Below are 15390 nucleotides of genomic sequence, written 5' to 3'. Positions count from 1 at the left end.
CTAGGAAGGACGCTTGCCCTGCACCCGCGAGGTAATCACCGAAGCAGTGGCGCGGATCTGCAGCAGGAGAGTCTCCCACTGCTCTTCGGGGACACGATCGGCCCGGAAGGTGACAGCAACGGCGGCCACCGGCCAATCGCTGGAATCCCGGATTTCTACCGCGAGCGAGTGGAAATCCGGGGTGACATCCCCGCGCTCTACGGCATAGCCGCGCTGCGTGCTCTGGTCCAGCTCGCGGCGCAACTGCGAGTAGCTGGAGATCGATGACTCGGCCACTCGCTCCGTGAAGCTGGCAGCACCGGGGTAGAGCGCACGCACCTGGGATTTGGGCAGCGCGGCGAGAATTGCCCTGCCGGATGCGGTCAGGTGCGAAGGCAGGCGAACACCCACGTCGGTGACCAAGGATGGCCGGCCCTTGGCGCGTTCTTCGACAATGTAGAGAACATCGGAACCATGCAGCACGGCCAGGTGGGCGCTTTCGCCGACCTTGTCGACCAGCTGGGCAATCAGCGGGGCACCCAGCCGTGCCAGCGGTTCCTGGCGGGTATAGGCGCTGGAAAGCTCAAAAGCGGAGACACCCAGACCATAGGATTTGTCCTCTGGATAGTGGGTGATGAATCCGTGCTCCAGCATCACGTTCAGCAGCTGGTAGACACTGGATCGAGGAAGCTCCAGCAACGTGGCGATCATTGCCGCCGGAGTCGGGGTCTTCCGGCTGGCCAGCAACCTGAGGATCCGCAAGGTGTTATCGGCCGCCGGAACCTTGCTGCCCATGGGGCCTCCTCAATGAATCGTGCATAGTGCTCTGCAAGGAACTCTAGCAACCTGGTCTGCCGTTTCCTTCGATAGTCCAGGCTGCTGGGCTGGCTGCCGGCGGATAATGCAAGTCACCCACAACGAATGAAATAAATAGTCGCTGGGACCAACGCCATTCCAGGCGGAGATCCCAGCGACTATCGGCCAGAAATGAAAGGTCTAGCGCGTCGTGGAACTGAGGAAATGATTCAGCTCGTCAAGGGTTGGAGGATTCGCCCCGGCGCGCGACACGGTGATTCCCGCGCACACCGAAGCGATCTGCATGACCTTCTCCAGCTCGACGCTGTCCAGCTGCGTGCCATCGCGAAGGGACTTGGCCAGCGAGCTGTCCAAGATGGCGTGGAGCAGCCCGGCCATGAACGCATCACCGGCGCCGACCGTATCTACGGTACGCACCGAAATCGAGGGAACCATGACCTCGCTTTGCCTGGTCCGGGCCTCGGCTCCGCGTGCGCCGAAGGTAATGATCGCTAGCGATGCCCCGCGCTCCAAGAAGTGCTCCAGGATGCGATTGGTGTCCCATCCCGGATAGAGCCACAGGGCGTCTTCGTCACTGAGCTTGACGATATCCGCCAGCCCGGCCAGCTTCTCGATCTGCTTGACCGATTCTGCCCGGTCCTCGACCAGCTCCGGGCGCAGGTTCGGATCGAAGCTCAGGATCTGGCCCGGTGGGGAAGCCTCGAAAGCCTCATGGATTCGAGCGGCACTCGGACCCTGGAATGCTGCAACGGATCCTGAATGGAACAAGGTGGCTTGGGTCGAAGCCATGCTCTGCAATTTGCAGTTCAGCTGGAACTCGTAGTTGGCATCTCCGGACTCGTCCAGCACGACGGTGGCGCTGGAAGTCTGCGCATCGGTGTGCGATCCGGCTGCGAGCTGAACGCCTGAGGCCGCCACATGTTCGGCGATCAGCCGGCCATGCTCGTCATCTCCGATGTCCGTCTGGAGCAGGACTTCGTGGCCCAATCGGCCGAGTCCAACAGCAACATTCATCGGGGAACCGCCGGGATGCGCCACACCATCGACGATATCGACTAGGGCTTCACCGGCAACCTGAATATTAACCATGACATCGATCCTACGTAACCCGGAGGGAAAAAGCCCATCGGGGCGATCATACGTTCAGCCTGTACCCACGTTTGATGACCGTGGCGATGATTTCCGGTTGCGGCAACGCCTTGCGCAGCCGGCTCAAGGTCATATCCAAGGCATGCTTGGAACTGGCTTCCGGAAGCGCGGCACCCAGCTCGTCGCGGGAGAGGACGCTGCCGCCGGCCTCGATCAGCGCCCGCACCAATTCAGCCTGCCCGGGCGTCAACTCGCAGTTTTCGTCCTGGACTGAGAGGGTGCGACCGCGCAGCTGCACCTGGCCGTGGACTGTTTGCGCCTGCAACGTGCCCAGCGAGGCCAGATGCTCCACGAGCTGGCCGATCATGGCACCCATGCGATGGCGCTCGGGAACCAGCGGGCAGATGCCCGCCTCGATCAGCGGGGCAGCAGTCACCGGTCCAACGGTGGCCACCGCGACGCGCTCGGCCAGGGAGCGCAGCAGGGCGGGCAAGCGATTGCGCGCCTTGGCAGCGGCGAACAGCGCGTGCACGCTCGGCGCGCTGGTGAAGGTCACCGCGTCGAAGTGGGCGGCGCACAGGCCCTCCACCAAAGCAGAAATCCCGCTATCGCTGCTGGTGTCCTGCCAGCGGTAGGGCTCCACCTTCAGCACCCGGCGAGCGCCCAGCCCGCGCAGGCTCTGGGGCATTCCATGGTCGGAATCGGCATGAAGCTGCAACGCGACGGTGGCGCCCTGGAGCTTGCCCTCCAGCAGTTCCAGCATGGAGGCGCTGCGCCCGTCCTTGGCCACGGCGGCCGGCTCCAGGCCCAGCGCCTTGACGGCGCCATGGGCTTTGGCCCCGCGGACGTAGAGCTGCGCCTGCCCGAGCGCTGCCAGCAGCTCGTCGCCAATGCCGGCAGCCTCGGAGGTATCAACCCAGCGGCGCAGTCCGTAGGCGGTCGTAATGACGGCTACCTGCGGACGGACCTCAATCAGCTTTTGCGTTTGGGCGATCAGTTGCTGCTCATCGTCCAGCGGGGCGAGCTGGAGCAGCGGAGTATGGGTCACCTCGGCGCCGCGGCGTTCGAAGGCTTCGATGAGTTCTGCGGAACGGCGGTCGCTGGTGACGGCCAGCCGGAAGCCGGCCAAGGGTTTGGGGCTGCTCATCAGGCCACTTCCAATTGCGCTGCCAGCGTGGCTGGCTCTTCTTGCGCTGCCGCGTTCACCAGGGTGGCCGGCAGCCCAGCGACTTCACCGATGACAATGACTGCAGGGTTGGAATGGCCGCGGGCTGTTTCGGCGAGATGGGCTAGCCGTGTGCAGCTGGTGCGCTGGATGTCGGTGGTGCCGGATTCGACGATGGCGCATGGCATTTGCGGGTCCATGCCGACCCGGTGCAGCCCGGCGACGGTCTGCTCGATGGTGCCCATGCCCATCAGGATCACGATGCTTCCGCCCAGCTTGGCCAGGTGGTCAAGCTGCGCATCGCTGAGTGGATCGTGGGCCGAGACCACGGTGAACATGGTGTTCACCCCGCGGGCGGTGACCGGGATGCCGGCTGCTGCCGGCACGGTGATGCACGAGCTCAGTCCCGGGATGACGCTGATCGGGATGCCCGCAGCGGTAGCGGCCGCGATTTCTTCGAAGCCGCGGCCGAAGACGAAGGGATCTCCGCCCTTGAGCCGGACTACGGCAGCGCCACCGCGGGCCGCTTCGATCATCAGGGCTTCGATATCCCGTTGGGTGAGCTTGTGGTGTCCGGGAAGCTTGCCGACGTCCACGATTTGAGCTTGCGGTGCGAGAGCGGGCAGGTGCGCTGCGGGACCGAGCCTGTCGGCGAAGACGACTTCTGCTTCGGCCAGGGCCCGCACGCCGCGCAGGGTCAGCAGGTCCAATGCGCCGGGGCCGCCACCGAGCAGGGTGATGGATCCGGCCCGGGTCGCTGGTCCAAGGTGCATGACGGGAATGCGCGCTGCCTGCACCACCGAGGCGAAGCGCTGCGGTTCGGCATCGCAGATCACCAGCAGGCCGGCTTGTTCCAGCAACTGTATTGCCTGGAAGGGCCCGTCGGCGGTGAGCACCGTGGCGCCCTCCGCCTGGAAGCGCAGCGCAGTATTTTTGCTCCCGGATTTACTTCCAGCGATCAGCACAGTGCATCCGCGCAGTTCGAGGTCGATGCCAATCATGGTTTCCTTGATTCTGCTCGAGTTTCTAGGGGTGACATGGGATTCTCCTTGAACTAGTGGATGCACCCAGCCTAGGCCCCCAGGTTTTCCCGGAGGTATCGCAAATGTTTCAAGCGCAATAATTCGAGTAAAGGTTAACCTTTTCGAAATGTTCGCGAGGGTAAGACGAAACACAAAGTCTCTAATGTAAATATTGTTGCGAGGCACTGGCCTGGCTGATCCTGCAAAGTTCAGTGAGCGAATACGCGGGAGACTTGCCGAGCTCTGCCTGCAACGGGCACGCTGGGAACATGGAATCCCTGTTCGACGACAGCGCACTGCCCCGTACCGGGGGAGCCTTGCGCCCAGGAGCCTGGCACTTGCCGGGGTGGCTGGACGCGCCCGCGCAGCAGTGGATCGTCCGGCGCTTCTTCGAATGGGGCAGCGGGCCTGTTCCGCCGCACCGCACAGCCGTCAACGGCCATCCGATGAGCGTGCAGAGCTTGTGCCTGGGGTGGCATTGGAGCCCGAACCGCTACTCCAAGACCGCTGACGACCTGGACGGGCAATCAGTGGCGCCCATGGAAGACTGGCTGGTCCGCTTGGGCAAGCAGGCGGTCGCAGAAGCTACTGGTGACCTGCAGCGCGCGCAGGACTACCAGCCCGATGCGGCTATCGTGAACTACTACGACGTGCAGGCCGCCATGGGCATGCACCAGGATGCGCAAGAGCGCATCAACGCCCCCGTGGTTTCGCTGTCCATCGGCGATTCGGCAACATTCCGCTTGGGCAATACCGAGAACCGCAACCGGCCATGGCAAGAGATCCGGCTGGCTTCGGGGGACCTGTTCGTCTTCGACGGCCCCTCACGCTTCGCCTATCACGGGGTGAGCAAGATCCATGCCGGGACCGCGCCTGCAGGCCTGGGCCTTGGCGGCGGACGCATTAACATCACGCTGCGCCAGACCGGGCTGGAAGCGAACTAGTTCCCCAGGTCGATCGTGGCAGAGAGCGCGTAATGATCGGAATCGGCGATTTCCAGCCGCTCCAGGCCTGCTGATTCGACGCCGCGCAGCATCACATGATCGATGCCGAGCATCGGGAACAGGGACCGCGGCCAGGTCAGGGCCAAGCCCCAGTCGCTGTAGTGGGCTTCCTCCAGCTGGTTAGCGACCGGCGCGAAGTGGCGGTCGGAGCTGGTGGCGTTGAAGTCTCCGGCGGCAACGATCCTCGGAGAATCGTCATCGGCGAGGTAGCCGGCCAAGGAAGCAAGCATCATGTCCCGCTCGTGATGGCCGGTAGGCCTGGCCGACGCCGCATGCACAGCGTACAGGCGGACATCCCCTTTTTCGCTGGCCACGTCCACCCGCAACGCGCGGTCCCAACCCAGGCCCAGATCCAGGGGCTCTGGATTCTTCAGCGGATAGGCGCTCCACACGCCTACGGTGCTGACCATGTAGCTGTAAGGGTGGGATTGGGCGAGCTCGGCGGTGATTTCCGGCTCCTGGCCTTCACCGATTTCCTGCAGGGTGATGACCTGCGCGCCGTTGGCTGCCAATTCGCGGGCAGCCTGCACGCCCGCAGACTCGTGGACGTTTTGCGTGGCAACCAGCAAGGAAGCTTCTGGTGCGCGCCGGTCCGAAGGCAGGAACGCCGGCCCGAAGAGCACAGCCCAAACAACGACCGGTACGAGCAGGCCGATGAAGCTGATGCGTCCGCGCACCACCAAGGCCATCAGCAAGAGCACTGGAATTCCGAGGCCCATCCACGGGGCCAGGTTATCGACGATCAATCCGAGACCCAGGACATCGGGGATCTGCTGGTGGAACACCATTAGCCCGGCCAGCGCGAGACAGAGCATGACAAAGAAGAACCTCGCGATTATTCGCGAGGCCGACAGGCGATGGTGCGATGAATGAGGCATAGGACTTAATACAGTGGCACAAAATACTGTGGGATTCGTAATTTTCCGCTCGGGGATTGCCACTGTCGCCCGATGCAGTCACTACGATGGATAAGAGCGCCGAGGGAGCCGCTTCCCAAGACCCTGCCATGAATTGAGAAATTGAATGACTGCCTATGTATCTGGCGGAAAACTACTGCTGGCAATTATTGCCTTGGCCATGGGCGGCGTCGGCATCGGTGTCACGGAGTTTGCCGTGATGGGCTTGCTCCAGGAAGGCGCCGCTGATCTGGAAGTGGGCTATGCGCAGATGGGCCTGATGATCAGCGCCTACGCAATCGGCGTGGTGGTGGGCGCCCCGGTGCTCACTGCGCTGGCTGCCAAGATCCCGCGCAAGCGTGCGGTGCAGCTGCTGATTCTCTTCTTCACGCTCGCCAACCTCTCCTCATTCTTCGCTCCGGACTACAACACCATGCTGGTGACCCGCTTCCTTGCAGGCCTGCCGCATGGGGCCTACTTCGGGCTGGCCGGGGTGCTTGCCGGCAGCCTGGTTCCGGCCACAATGCGCGGACGCGCCATTGCCTGGGTGATGCTCGGGCTTTCGGTGGCCAACGTTGCCGGTGTCCCGTTGGTGACCCGGCTCGGCCAGGAATACGGCTGGCGTTCGATGTTCCTGGTCGTCACTGCGATCGGCGTGTTGACCGCTGTGCTGATTAGCTTGTTCGTCCCATGGCGCAAGACCGATGCCGGGGCGAGCATCCGCCGCGAGCTGACCGCCTTGAAGAGTGCCCAGGTGTGGCTGGCGATGCTCACCGGCATTGTCGGCTTCGGCGGATTCTTCGCGGTGTACTCGTACATTTCGCCCACGCTGACCGAAGAAGCAGGACTGCCAATTGAGCTGGTGCCGCTGGCTTTGGCGCTCTATGGCGTAGGCATGGTCGTTGGTTCGCTGGCCGGTGGCAGGCTTGCCGACTGGTCGATCTTCGGCGCGATTAAGCTTTCTTCCGTTTTCATGATCGCCACCATGCTGATTTTCGCTGCCGTGACGAGCTGGGTGGTTCCGACGATGATCATGGTCTTCGTGATGGGCGCGGTGGGTTCCTTGCTGATCCCTGCGTTGCAGACGCTGCTGATGGATTCGGCCCCGCATGCGCAGTCGCTGGCTGCCTCGCTGAACCACTCGGCGCTGAATGTTGCCAACGCGCTGGGCGCCGCCCTGGGTGCCGCGGTGATTGCCGCCGGTTACGGCTTCCGCGCCCCATCTGTGGTCGGCGCTGGCCTGGCCGCCTTGGGCCTGCTGATCGCGTGGATCACCCAGATCCGCGCGAAGAAGGTGGGCCTGCTCGTAGGCCGCGAAGCTTTGGAAGCCCGCGAGCAGGCGCGCACCCACTAGCGCTTCGGCTAGCTGGTCACCGCGGTGATGTTGAACATCCAGACCACGCCGAACTTGTCGCGCAGCTCGCCAAAGGAGTCGCCCCACGGGGCCCGCTCCAATGGCATGTTGATCTGGCCGCCTTCGCCCAATCCTTCCCACCACCGGGTCAGGGTCTCCGCGTCGGCTCCGGCCGTCCCGTCGCTGCTTAGCGCGATCACGCCATTGCCCCGGACGTCCATTTCAGGCGGGGTGTCCGAGGCCATGAAGTGCAGGCCGCGTTCAACGAATAGCGAGGAGTGCATAATCTGGTCGGCAACGGCCGGATTATTGTCATTCATGCCTTCTTGGAAGGTCATCATGGAAAGCTCGCCACCGAGTACCTGGTGGTAGAACTCCATAGCTTCTTTGGCGTCTCCGGCGAAACGCAGGTATGGGGTCAGTCCGATGGTCATGGGATTGCGCCTTTCGAAGGAATGGGTGGGGCCGGCAGGTCCCGACCCATATTCTTCCACTTGGGGAGCACCGTGTGAATAGAGGATTGTGACCAGCGTCTCGAACAGCCGATTTGGAGTTTTCGGCAGTGCTCCGGTAAAGTTTTATCTCGGTTCAGGGGTTCTACAAGCCACTGGAATCACCTCGTTTGGGGGTATGGCGCAGTTGGTAGCGCGTCTGCATGGCATGCAGAAGGTCAGGGGTTCGAATCCCCTTACCTCCACCAAATGGAAAAAAACCGGGAAACATCAGAAATGATGTTTCCCGGTTTTTTTGCATTCTCCCAAGTTCCCAACAGGCCATGCTGTAGGGTTGGCTCAACTTCCCAGACGATTCCGTCTTCGAGCCAAGGGAGAATCAATGAGAGAACTAACCTACTTCGTTGCAGTGAGCTTGGACGGGTACATTGCCGGTCCTCACGGCGAATTCGATGCATTCGCGGTGGCTGGCGACCATGCGGCGCCCATCTGGGACCGCTACCGCGGCACCGCGCCGACCCAGCTGGCAGAGTCGGCTGGACTGCCTATCGAGGGGTGCCCTTTCGATACGGTGCTGATGGGATGGAATACCTACGCTGTCGGCTTGCCAGCACTGCCCAGCCCGTACTCGCATCTGAGACAGATTGTTTTCACGCGCGAGCACTCTTCACCTCCAGGAAGCCAAGAGGTGCAGTTCAGCAGTGCGGATCCGCGAGAGGTCATCGGGGAACTCAAATCCCAACCGGGTGACGGCATCTGGCTGTGCGGCGGAGGGCAATTGGCCGCCAGGCTCCGGCCGGACATCGACAGGTTGGCCCTGAAGGTGCAGCCGGTGATGTTCGGGTCGGGTATCAGGCTCTTCGGGGACACAGGGTATGCCCCGGATCGCTGGAGGCTGGAGAACATGCAGGCTTTTGCCTCCGGAGTCTGTCTTGCCGAGTACTCGCGCGTCTAGTGGACGTTGGAGGCGGCTACATACCTTCGTCTCCGATATGACCCGCAGCTGTCGCATCGAGCACACGCTCAACGAACGCCGCATATTCGCCCATGTAGTGGGCCAAGAACTTCTCAGTGTCCGGGTTGCTGATGCTCCCGTCCTCGCCGAAGTCTTCGGGACGGTACTGCAGGTAGACCTCGGGGGAGTTCAGCTGCGGGGCATCCAGGAAGCTGAGGACGCTGCGCATGCTGGACTGCATGACCGCAGTGCCGATGGCTCCGACCGAAGCGCCGAGCAGGCCCGTGGGCTTACGGGCGAAAGAGTTGGAGCCCCAGGGCCTCGAACCCCAGTCGATGGCATTTTTCAGCGCACCGGGAATTGAACGGTTGTACTCCGGGCTGATGAATAGCAGGCCGTCCGAAGCCTCGATGGCGGACTTGAGCGCGGTCCCGGCTTCGGGATAATTGTCATCGTAGTCAGCGCTATACAAGGGCAGATCGCTGATCGGGATTTCCGTGAAACTGAGGTTTTCAGGTGCCAGGGCTATCAGGGCCTTGGACAGGACGCGGTTGATGGAGTTCGTGGCGAGCGAACCGACGAAATAGCCGATGTTGTAATCCATGGAACCACTTCAGCACCGGGGCGAGGGGTGGCAAAAGGCACTCGGGCAAACTCCCAGCTAAGCCAGTCCGCCTGGTTGACCGCGCTGGGTAATCTGCTGCGAGCCGAAGGCTGAGAAGTCGGCTTTGCGTGGCGGGGCCTAAAGCGTGAGCACGCGCAGGCCAGTGCCGCCGGTATTGCGCAGGCCGTGGTCCGCTCCGGCGTCGGCCAGTATGCTGCCACCGGGACCGAGCTCGTTATCGTGCTCGCCGACCCGCATCAGCGCCCGACCCTCTCGCACTTGGTAGAACTCCTGGGAAGCACTCTCGCCCTCGTGGCGATGGAAGCCCTCGAATCCGCCTGGTTCGATCACCCAGGTCTGGATGGCTACTGGCATCCCGGTGCGCCCGGCAAAATGATGGCTGACTTTCATGGCCGAGCCTTCGTGCATCCGGTAGTCGAAGGCATGGGCATCGCGCGCTTCAAACGGGTCCATGGCTAACTTTCCGACTGGTATCCCAGCCTGGTGCTGATTCGCCTTGCTGCGGTGCGGGTGCTGGAGCAGAGCTGCTCCAGCTCATCGGCGCCGATGCGGTAGAACGGAGCGGCAGTCATGGCGCAGGCTACGAGTTCACCGCGGTGGTCGAGGATGCCTGCGGCCACTCCGACCTCCTCGGCGGAAGTCTCGCCGTAGTTGACCGCGTAGCCGCGCTCGCGCACAAGATTCAGACGTGCTTGGTATTCGGTGGGGGCTGTGCCTGCAAGATCGATCTCTCCACTGGAGATCAGCTCCGCGCGGCGTACTGGATCCTCATTGGCGAGGAATACCTGCACGGTAGCGCTCAGTCCCGAACGGTAACGCGACCCCATGACCGAAGTGTGCTTGACCAGGTGGGTAGAAGGCAGTTGTTCGACCGAAATCGACTCGTTGCCGTCCCAGATATTCAGTACAGCGGTCTCGCCGGTCGCTTCACGAAGATCTTCCAGAAGAGGGTAAGCCACCTGCCGCACATCCAGGTTCGCAAGCAATGGACCGGCAATGGCAATCAGGCCGACACCCAAGCGGTACTTGCGGGTTTCCTCGTCTCTATCCACAACGCGTTCCTGCTCAAGGGTGGCCAGAATGCGCGAGACGCTGGATTTGTGGAGACCAACCTGATCTGCGATTTCGGTGACGCCGACTAACGGGCGCTCAACGGTGAAGCAACGGAGCACATCGAGCACGTTGACAATCACCGAGGCGCCTCGGGTTTCGCTGCGAATTTCAGTCATTTCCCCTCCTGAGTTGCTACTATCCTACGGCTCAAACCAATGGTTTACGGCTGGTTTCGACCGAGCAGGCCACCGCCACCAGCGAAATCACTGCTGCGCCCATCAAGTACCAGCCGGGGGCAAGGACGTTGCCGCTAGTGGCAATCAGTAATGTGGCCACGAATGGCGCGGTTCCGCCAAACAATGCATTTGAGAGGTTGAACGACACTGCGAAGCCGGAATAGCGGACCTTGGTGGGGAACATTTCCGCGAGATAGCTCGGAAGGGTGCCGTCGTTGAGCGTGAGCATCGCGCCGAGCAGGATCTGGACCAAGACAATGACCAGGAAGTTTCCTGATTCCAAAGCCATGAAGGCAGGAACGGTGAACAGGATGAACAGAATCGATGCGCTGATCAAGATGCGCTTGCGTCCGAAACGATCCGAAAGCATGCCCGTGATAAAGATGAAACCGACGTAGGTCAACAGCGCAACGGTCGTTGCCAGGTAGGAACGGGTGGCGTCCAGTCCGAGCTCTTCGGATAGATAGGTCGGCATGTAGGAAAGGATGACATAGAACCCCACGGCGTTCAGCAGCACCGCACCCGCAGCCTGGACCAGCTGGCGCCAGTAGTTCTTCAGCAACGACCCGACTGGGGATCCCTCAGGAGTGGAGGACTCGGACGCTTCAAGGAAAGCTGGCGAATCCTCCAGCTTGGTGCGGATATAGCGGCCAATGAGCCCCATGGGCGCGGCCAGCAAGAACGGTATGCGCCATCCCCAGGACTCCAGATCCCCGGTTGACAGCAACCCGGTCAGCCCGGCGGCCATCAGTGAGCCGAAGAGCAGGCCGGTGGCAGTGCTCGCCGGAACCACTGCCGCGTACAGGCCGCGCCGGTTGGCCGGCGCGTACTCGACCAGGAAGGCGGAGGCGCCGGCATACTCGCCGGCGGCAGAGAAGCCCTGGACCAGACGCAGGGCCAGGAGCAGCAGAGGCGCGCCAAAACCGATGGATGCGTAGCCGGGGAGCAGCGCTATGCAGAAGGTGGCACCGGTCATCAGCAGGATCGACCACGACAGGGCTTCACGCCGGCCGATCTTGTCGCCCAGATGCCCCCAAATGAACCCGCCGACAGGACGGACCAGGAAGGAGATGGCGAATACCCCGAAAGTCATCAGCAGACCAGCTTGGGGGTCGTCGCTGGGGAAGAATACGGCGGCGATGGTGACGGCGAAGTAGCCGTAGGCTGCGTAGTCGAACCATTCCACGAAGTTGCCGATGAAGCTGGCAGCGATCACCTTGCGGCGGGTCTTCGCGTCAATGGTGCGGGACTGGGGCACGCAGGTGGACGCTGCGGCCGTGGTTCCGGTGGGGGCTTGCAATGGGGAATTGCTGGAATGGTTCATGGGGTGAAACCGCCTCTGGAGGGCAACGGCTTTGGCCAGTCCTGGCTTTGATGCCGCTGGAATGATGAAGTGTTTCGACAGACCGGTGGGTGGTCTTCGGTTCTAGGCACAGCCCCCTGCTTGCTGCGCCCCAGATGGCTAAAGCAGCCGTGGGGCGGGGCTCGGGCCCCGCCCCACGGTTATCAGTTGCCGCTAGGCATCGATGATGTTGTTGTCCGGGCCGAAGCCGAACTTGGTGATGTTCTCGACGCCACCGTCCTCGCCGATGACGAGGATGTCGTGCTCGCGGTAGCCGCCGGCACCTGGCTCGCCATCAGCGACGGTGATCATTGGCTCCATCGAAACGACCATGCCCGGCTCCAGGACAGTCTCGATGTCCTCGCGCAGTTCCAGGCCAGCTTCGCGGCCGTAGTAGTGCGAGAGCACGCCGAAGGAGTGGCCGTAGCCGAAGGTGCGGTTCGGCAGCAGGCCGTGGGAGATGTAGATTTCGTTCAGCTCCGCTGCGATGTCCTTGCAGACTGCTCCGGGCTTGATGAGCTCCAGGCCACGCTTGTGGACCTCGACGTTGACGTTCCACAGTTCCAGGCTGCGGGCATCCGGCTCGCCGAGGAACAGGGTGCGCTCCAGCGCGGTGTAGTAGCCGGAGGTCATCGGGAAGCAGTTCAGCGAGAGGATGTCCCCGCGCTCAAGCTTGCGGGTGGTGGCCCAGTTGTGGGCGCCATCGGTGTTGATGCCCGATTGGAACCAGACCCACGTATCGCGCACTTCGCGGTGCGGGAAAGTCTTGGCAATCTCGTGCACCATCGCCTCGGTGCCGATCAGTGCGACCTCGTATTCGCTGATGCCTTCGCGGATCGCTGCCTTGATGGCTTCGCCGCCCAGGTCGCCGATGCGTGCACCGTGCTTGATGACCTCGATTTCCTCGGCGGACTTGATCATGCGCTGGCGCATGGCGTCCTGCGAGACATCCACCAGGGTTGCGCCGTCGAAGGTGTCGGCGATCTGCTGGCGGGTGCGGCCCGGCAGGAAGTCGTCTTCCACGCCGATCCGGGTTGCCTTCACGCCGTCGCGCTTAAGTGCTTCCTGCAGGCCGTAGAAGAAGTTGTCGCGCTTCCAGTCGGTGTACACGATGTTCTCGCCGTAGCTGGTGCGCCATGGCATGCCGGCGTCGATGTTCGCGGTGACGGTGGTGGAGTTGGTCTGGGTGACCACCAGCGCGTAGTTGCGACCGAAGGTGGTGTACAGGAAGTCCGAGTAGTACTTGATGCCGTGGTAGCTGGTCAGGATAACTGCGTCCAGGGACTTGGCTGCCATGATCTGGCGCAGGCCGGCCAGGCGGCGTTCGAACTCCGCATCCGAGAAGGTCAGCTGCTGCTTGGATCCGTTGTGCAGGGTCTTCAGGCGGGCCAGTTCGGAAACGTTCGTGGCGATGTTGGCGGTAGTCATGGTTGTGGCTCCTTGTAAGAAATCAAGTGTCAAGGCAGGCCGGCCCAATCAGATGGATTGCGAGGATTCATGGGAATCGCCGGAGAAGAAAGTTACGTGTTGCGCTCACTGCAACGCCGTTGCAATTAGACTATGTGTGCTCTGCGTCACTGTCAAGGGAGAATCCAAAAACTTTTCACTTTTACCGAAAAACTCCAATTGACTTAGTGGTATGCAATACAGGTGCGGAGATGATGAAGGCCGCGCAATTGAATATGACCAGTTGCGCGGCCTTCATGCTCGATGCTTCCCAGAGCCTAGTTGTGGCTTCCCTGGTCCGGCTCCGTCTTGCGGATGGCGCCTTCTCCACTGGGATCCGGAACGAAGACGAGGTTCGGGTCCGGATTATTGATGTCCTTCTCCAGCTGCTTGATGGCCTTATCGCGCTTGAGTAGCCGGCGGATGAGGTTGATGATCATCAAGATGATCACGAACGAGAACGGGAAGGCCCCGATGATGGTACCGGTTTGCACGGTATCCACCACCGCGGTTCCGCCCATGGTCAGCAGCACAGTGGTCACGGTGGCCACCGAGAGCACCAGGACCACGCGGAAGACCGGGCCGGACTTGCCTGGCGCCGAGACGAACTCGCTCAGTGCATAGATGCCCGAATCCAGCGAGGTGACGTAGTAGGTGGCCACCAGGATGGTGGAGACCACCAACAGGATCGTGCCAACCACCGGCAGCGAATCAAGCATCACGAACAAGCCCGAAGAGGTGTCTTCGGCCACCGCGGCGCTGACGCCGCGATCGGTCTGGTCATCGTAGTAGATGGCGGCGGAGCCGATGACGGCAACCCAGACCATCACGATCAGCGAAGGGATGATGGTCACGCCCAGCACGAATTCGCGAATGGTGCGGCCTCGGGAGATGCGTGCGATGAAGCCGGCCACGAATGGCGAGAAGGCGATAACCCAGCACCAGATGAAGACCGTCCACCAGCCATTCCAAGAATCCTGCCAGCTGTCCAAAGTCGTGGCCGCCAGGCCGGAATCGGTCCACAGGCTCATATTCGCGAAGTTCGTGAAGAAGCTGCCGAAAGTCTGGGACATGTTCGAGATGATGTACAGCGACGGTCCGAAGATCAGCACCGCGGCAACCAGTGCGATACTCAAGATCGAGTTCAGCCCGCTGATGCGGGCCATGCCCTTGTTGATGCCGACAATCGCGGAGATCGAGGTGATGCCGGCGAAGATCAAGATAACCATCAGCCACATCATCGGGCTGGCAGTCAGGCCAGTAAAGGAAGTCAGACCCGAAGAGAACTGCATGGCGGCGAAGCCGAAGGAGGTGGCCAGGCCGAGCACGGTAGCGATGATGGCCAGCAGTTCAACAATCACGCCGGCGCCGCGGCGGGACCAGCGGGGCAGGATGTCCACGGTGGCTTCGCGGAAGGTCAAGGTCTTGCCCAGATTGTGGTGCGAGTAGGCCAGGCAGACGGCTACGGCGCAGTACATGGCCCAGGCGGTCAGGCCCCAGTGGAAGTAGGTCCAGACGATGGCGCCTTCTTCTCCGCCGCCGCCCGGCATTGCCGGAATGACCGGGTTTTCATCGCGCAGCATGATCGGTTCGGCCACGGACCAGAAGATCAACCCGATGCCCTGGCCGCAAGCGAAGAGCATGGAGTACCAGGCGAACTTGCTGTGCTGAGGTTTGGCATTCGGACCGCCCAAGCGGATCTTGCCCACCCGGCTCATCGAGAGCCAGATGCACACCACGACGGTGAAGACCGAGTACAAGATGAAGAGCCAGGTGAATTTCCCGGTGACGAAGGTGCGCATTTCGGAAATGGCAGCCGAGGCGGCTTCAGGATTCGAGAGCACCCAAATCATCACGGCGACAATCAGTACTGGCGGGATCGCCCGGATCAGCAGGCGATCAATCGGAGGGATATGCCGTCCCATGAAGCGTGGAACTTCAACTTGCTGTGGGGAG

At 62.0% G+C, this 15390-nt stretch carries 15 protein-coding genes and 1 tRNA gene; 4 read left to right on the top strand and 12 right to left on the bottom strand.

Annotated features, from left to right (window positions below; translation table 11 throughout):
* The 4 genes from ACWICV_RS07960 to cobA all read right to left on the bottom strand — a co-directional run bounded on the left by ACWICV_RS07960 (nucleotide 1) and on the right by cobA (nucleotide 4050).
* Entirely contained in the window at nucleotides 1-774 is a 774-nt protein-coding gene (locus ACWICV_RS07960; RefSeq protein WP_454090503.1) for an IclR family transcriptional regulator, read from the bottom strand.
* Nucleotides 775-975: 201 nt separating this feature from the next.
* On the bottom strand, nucleotides 976-1884 hold the full coding sequence (locus ACWICV_RS07955; RefSeq protein WP_105656354.1) for a carbohydrate kinase family protein: 909 nt from the start codon (nucleotides 1882-1884) through the stop codon (nucleotides 976-978).
* Nucleotides 1885-1930: 46 nt separating this feature from the next.
* Nucleotides 1931-3031 (bottom strand): uroporphyrinogen-III synthase, encoded by a 1101-nt coding sequence (locus tag ACWICV_RS07950; RefSeq protein ID WP_454090504.1) that lies wholly within the window; start codon nucleotides 3029-3031, stop codon nucleotides 1931-1933.
* A complete protein-coding gene (gene cobA / locus ACWICV_RS07945; RefSeq protein ID WP_454090505.1) occupies nucleotides 3031-4050 on the bottom strand; it encodes a uroporphyrinogen-III C-methyltransferase in 1020 nt (339 codons plus the stop codon). The genes ACWICV_RS07950 and cobA overlap by 1 nt, the downstream gene beginning before the upstream one ends.
* A gap of 290 nt (nucleotides 4051-4340) precedes the next feature.
* On the opposite strand from cobA, the gene ACWICV_RS07940 reads away from it, so the two are divergent.
* On the top strand, nucleotides 4341-5015 hold the full coding sequence (locus tag ACWICV_RS07940; RefSeq protein ID WP_365943713.1) for an alpha-ketoglutarate-dependent dioxygenase AlkB family protein: 675 nt from the start codon (nucleotides 4341-4343) through the stop codon (nucleotides 5013-5015).
* On the opposite strand, the gene ACWICV_RS07935 is transcribed toward ACWICV_RS07940, so the two are convergent.
* Nucleotides 5012-5890 carry an endonuclease/exonuclease/phosphatase family protein gene (locus ACWICV_RS07935; RefSeq protein ID WP_365943712.1) on the bottom strand — a complete coding sequence of 293 codons (879 nt, stop codon included), beginning with the start codon at nucleotides 5888-5890 and terminating at the stop codon, nucleotides 5012-5014. The genes ACWICV_RS07940 and ACWICV_RS07935 overlap by 4 nt on opposite strands.
* 208 nt (nucleotides 5891-6098) lie before the next feature.
* On the opposite strand from ACWICV_RS07935, the gene ACWICV_RS07930 reads away from it, so the two are divergent.
* Entirely contained in the window at nucleotides 6099-7325 is a 1227-nt protein-coding gene (locus tag ACWICV_RS07930; RefSeq protein ID WP_454090506.1) for an MFS transporter, read from the top strand.
* A gap of 8 nt (nucleotides 7326-7333) precedes the next feature.
* Here the strand turns inward: ACWICV_RS07930 and ACWICV_RS07925 are convergent, their stop codons facing one another.
* A complete protein-coding gene (locus ACWICV_RS07925) occupies nucleotides 7334-7759 on the bottom strand; it encodes a VOC family protein (protein ID WP_332731479.1) in 426 nt (141 codons plus the stop codon).
* Nucleotides 7760-7949: 190 nt separating this feature from the next.
* Between ACWICV_RS07925 and ACWICV_RS07920 the strand changes: the two genes are divergently transcribed.
* Nucleotides 7950-8025 (top strand) — tRNA-Ala (locus ACWICV_RS07920).
* Nucleotides 8026-8159: 134 nt separating this feature from the next.
* Nucleotides 8160-8732, top strand: a complete 573-nt coding sequence (locus ACWICV_RS07915) for a dihydrofolate reductase family protein (RefSeq protein ID WP_402473528.1) — start codon at nucleotides 8160-8162, stop codon at nucleotides 8730-8732.
* Nucleotides 8733-8748: 16 nt separating this feature from the next.
* Here ACWICV_RS07915 and ACWICV_RS07910 read toward each other — a convergent pair whose 3' ends face one another.
* From ACWICV_RS07910 to ACWICV_RS07885, 6 genes are all read right to left on the bottom strand, one after another.
* Complete coding sequence (locus ACWICV_RS07910; protein WP_365943707.1) at nucleotides 8749-9336, bottom strand: NADPH-dependent FMN reductase; 588 nt, start codon at nucleotides 9334-9336, stop codon at nucleotides 8749-8751.
* Between the two features lie 138 nt (nucleotides 9337-9474).
* A complete protein-coding gene (locus tag ACWICV_RS07905; protein WP_454090507.1) occupies nucleotides 9475-9810 on the bottom strand; it encodes a cupin domain-containing protein in 336 nt (111 codons plus the stop codon).
* Nucleotides 9811-9812: 2 nt separating this feature from the next.
* Nucleotides 9813-10586, bottom strand: coding sequence for an IclR family transcriptional regulator (locus ACWICV_RS07900; RefSeq protein ID WP_454090508.1), 774 nt, complete (start codon nucleotides 10584-10586; stop codon nucleotides 9813-9815).
* Between the two features lie 31 nt (nucleotides 10587-10617).
* Entirely contained in the window at nucleotides 10618-11970 is a 1353-nt protein-coding gene (locus tag ACWICV_RS07895) for an MFS transporter (RefSeq protein ID WP_454090509.1), read from the bottom strand.
* A 192-nt stretch (nucleotides 11971-12162) separates the two neighbouring features.
* Nucleotides 12163-13416, bottom strand: coding sequence for an aminopeptidase P family protein (locus ACWICV_RS07890; protein ID WP_454090510.1), 1254 nt, complete (start codon nucleotides 13414-13416; stop codon nucleotides 12163-12165).
* Nucleotides 13417-13712: 296 nt separating this feature from the next.
* A complete protein-coding gene (locus ACWICV_RS07885; protein ID WP_402473614.1) occupies nucleotides 13713-15359 on the bottom strand; it encodes a BCCT family transporter in 1647 nt (548 codons plus the stop codon).
* Between the last annotated feature and the right edge of the window lie 31 nt (nucleotides 15360-15390).

This window comes from Glutamicibacter sp. NPDC055354 (assembly GCF_053644955.1).
The sequence above is the reverse complement of the archived record's forward strand: the minus strand, read 5'-3'. Positions and strand labels throughout refer to the sequence as shown.

Coding starts and splice junctions, on each gene's coding strand:
- ACWICV_RS07925 (WP_332731479.1), bottom strand. CDS start 7,759: ATGACCATCGGACTGACCCCATACCTGCGTTTCGCCGGAGACGCCAAA.
- ACWICV_RS07960 (WP_454090503.1), bottom strand. CDS start 774: ATGGGCAGCAAGGTTCCGGCGGCCGATAACACCTTGCGGATCCTCAGG.
- ACWICV_RS07915 (WP_402473528.1), top strand. CDS start 8,160: ATGAGAGAACTAACCTACTTCGTTGCAGTGAGCTTGGACGGGTACATT.
- ACWICV_RS07910 (WP_365943707.1), bottom strand. CDS start 9,336: ATGGATTACAACATCGGCTATTTCGTCGGTTCGCTCGCCACGAACTCC.
- ACWICV_RS07935 (WP_365943712.1), bottom strand. CDS start 5,890: ATGCTCTGTCTCGCGCTGGCCGGGCTAATGGTGTTCCACCAGCAGATC.
- ACWICV_RS07940 (WP_365943713.1), top strand. CDS start 4,341: ATGGAATCCCTGTTCGACGACAGCGCACTGCCCCGTACCGGGGGAGCC.
- cobA (WP_454090505.1), bottom strand. CDS start 4,050: ATGATTGGCATCGACCTCGAACTGCGCGGATGCACTGTGCTGATCGCT.
- ACWICV_RS07890 (WP_454090510.1), bottom strand. CDS start 13,416: ATGACTACCGCCAACATCGCCACGAACGTTTCCGAACTGGCCCGCCTG.
- ACWICV_RS07955 (WP_105656354.1), bottom strand. CDS start 1,884: ATGGTTAATATTCAGGTTGCCGGTGAAGCCCTAGTCGATATCGTCGAT.
- ACWICV_RS07905 (WP_454090507.1), bottom strand. CDS start 9,810: ATGGACCCGTTTGAAGCGCGCGATGCCCATGCCTTCGACTACCGGATG.
- ACWICV_RS07900 (WP_454090508.1), bottom strand. CDS start 10,586: ATGACTGAAATTCGCAGCGAAACCCGAGGCGCCTCGGTGATTGTCAAC.
- ACWICV_RS07885 (WP_402473614.1), bottom strand. CDS start 15,359: ATGGGACGGCATATCCCTCCGATTGATCGCCTGCTGATCCGGGCGATC.
- ACWICV_RS07950 (WP_454090504.1), bottom strand. CDS start 3,031: ATGAGCAGCCCCAAACCCTTGGCCGGCTTCCGGCTGGCCGTCACCAGC.
- ACWICV_RS07895 (WP_454090509.1), bottom strand. CDS start 11,970: ATGAACCATTCCAGCAATTCCCCATTGCAAGCCCCCACCGGAACCACG.
- ACWICV_RS07930 (WP_454090506.1), top strand. CDS start 6,099: ATGACTGCCTATGTATCTGGCGGAAAACTACTGCTGGCAATTATTGCC.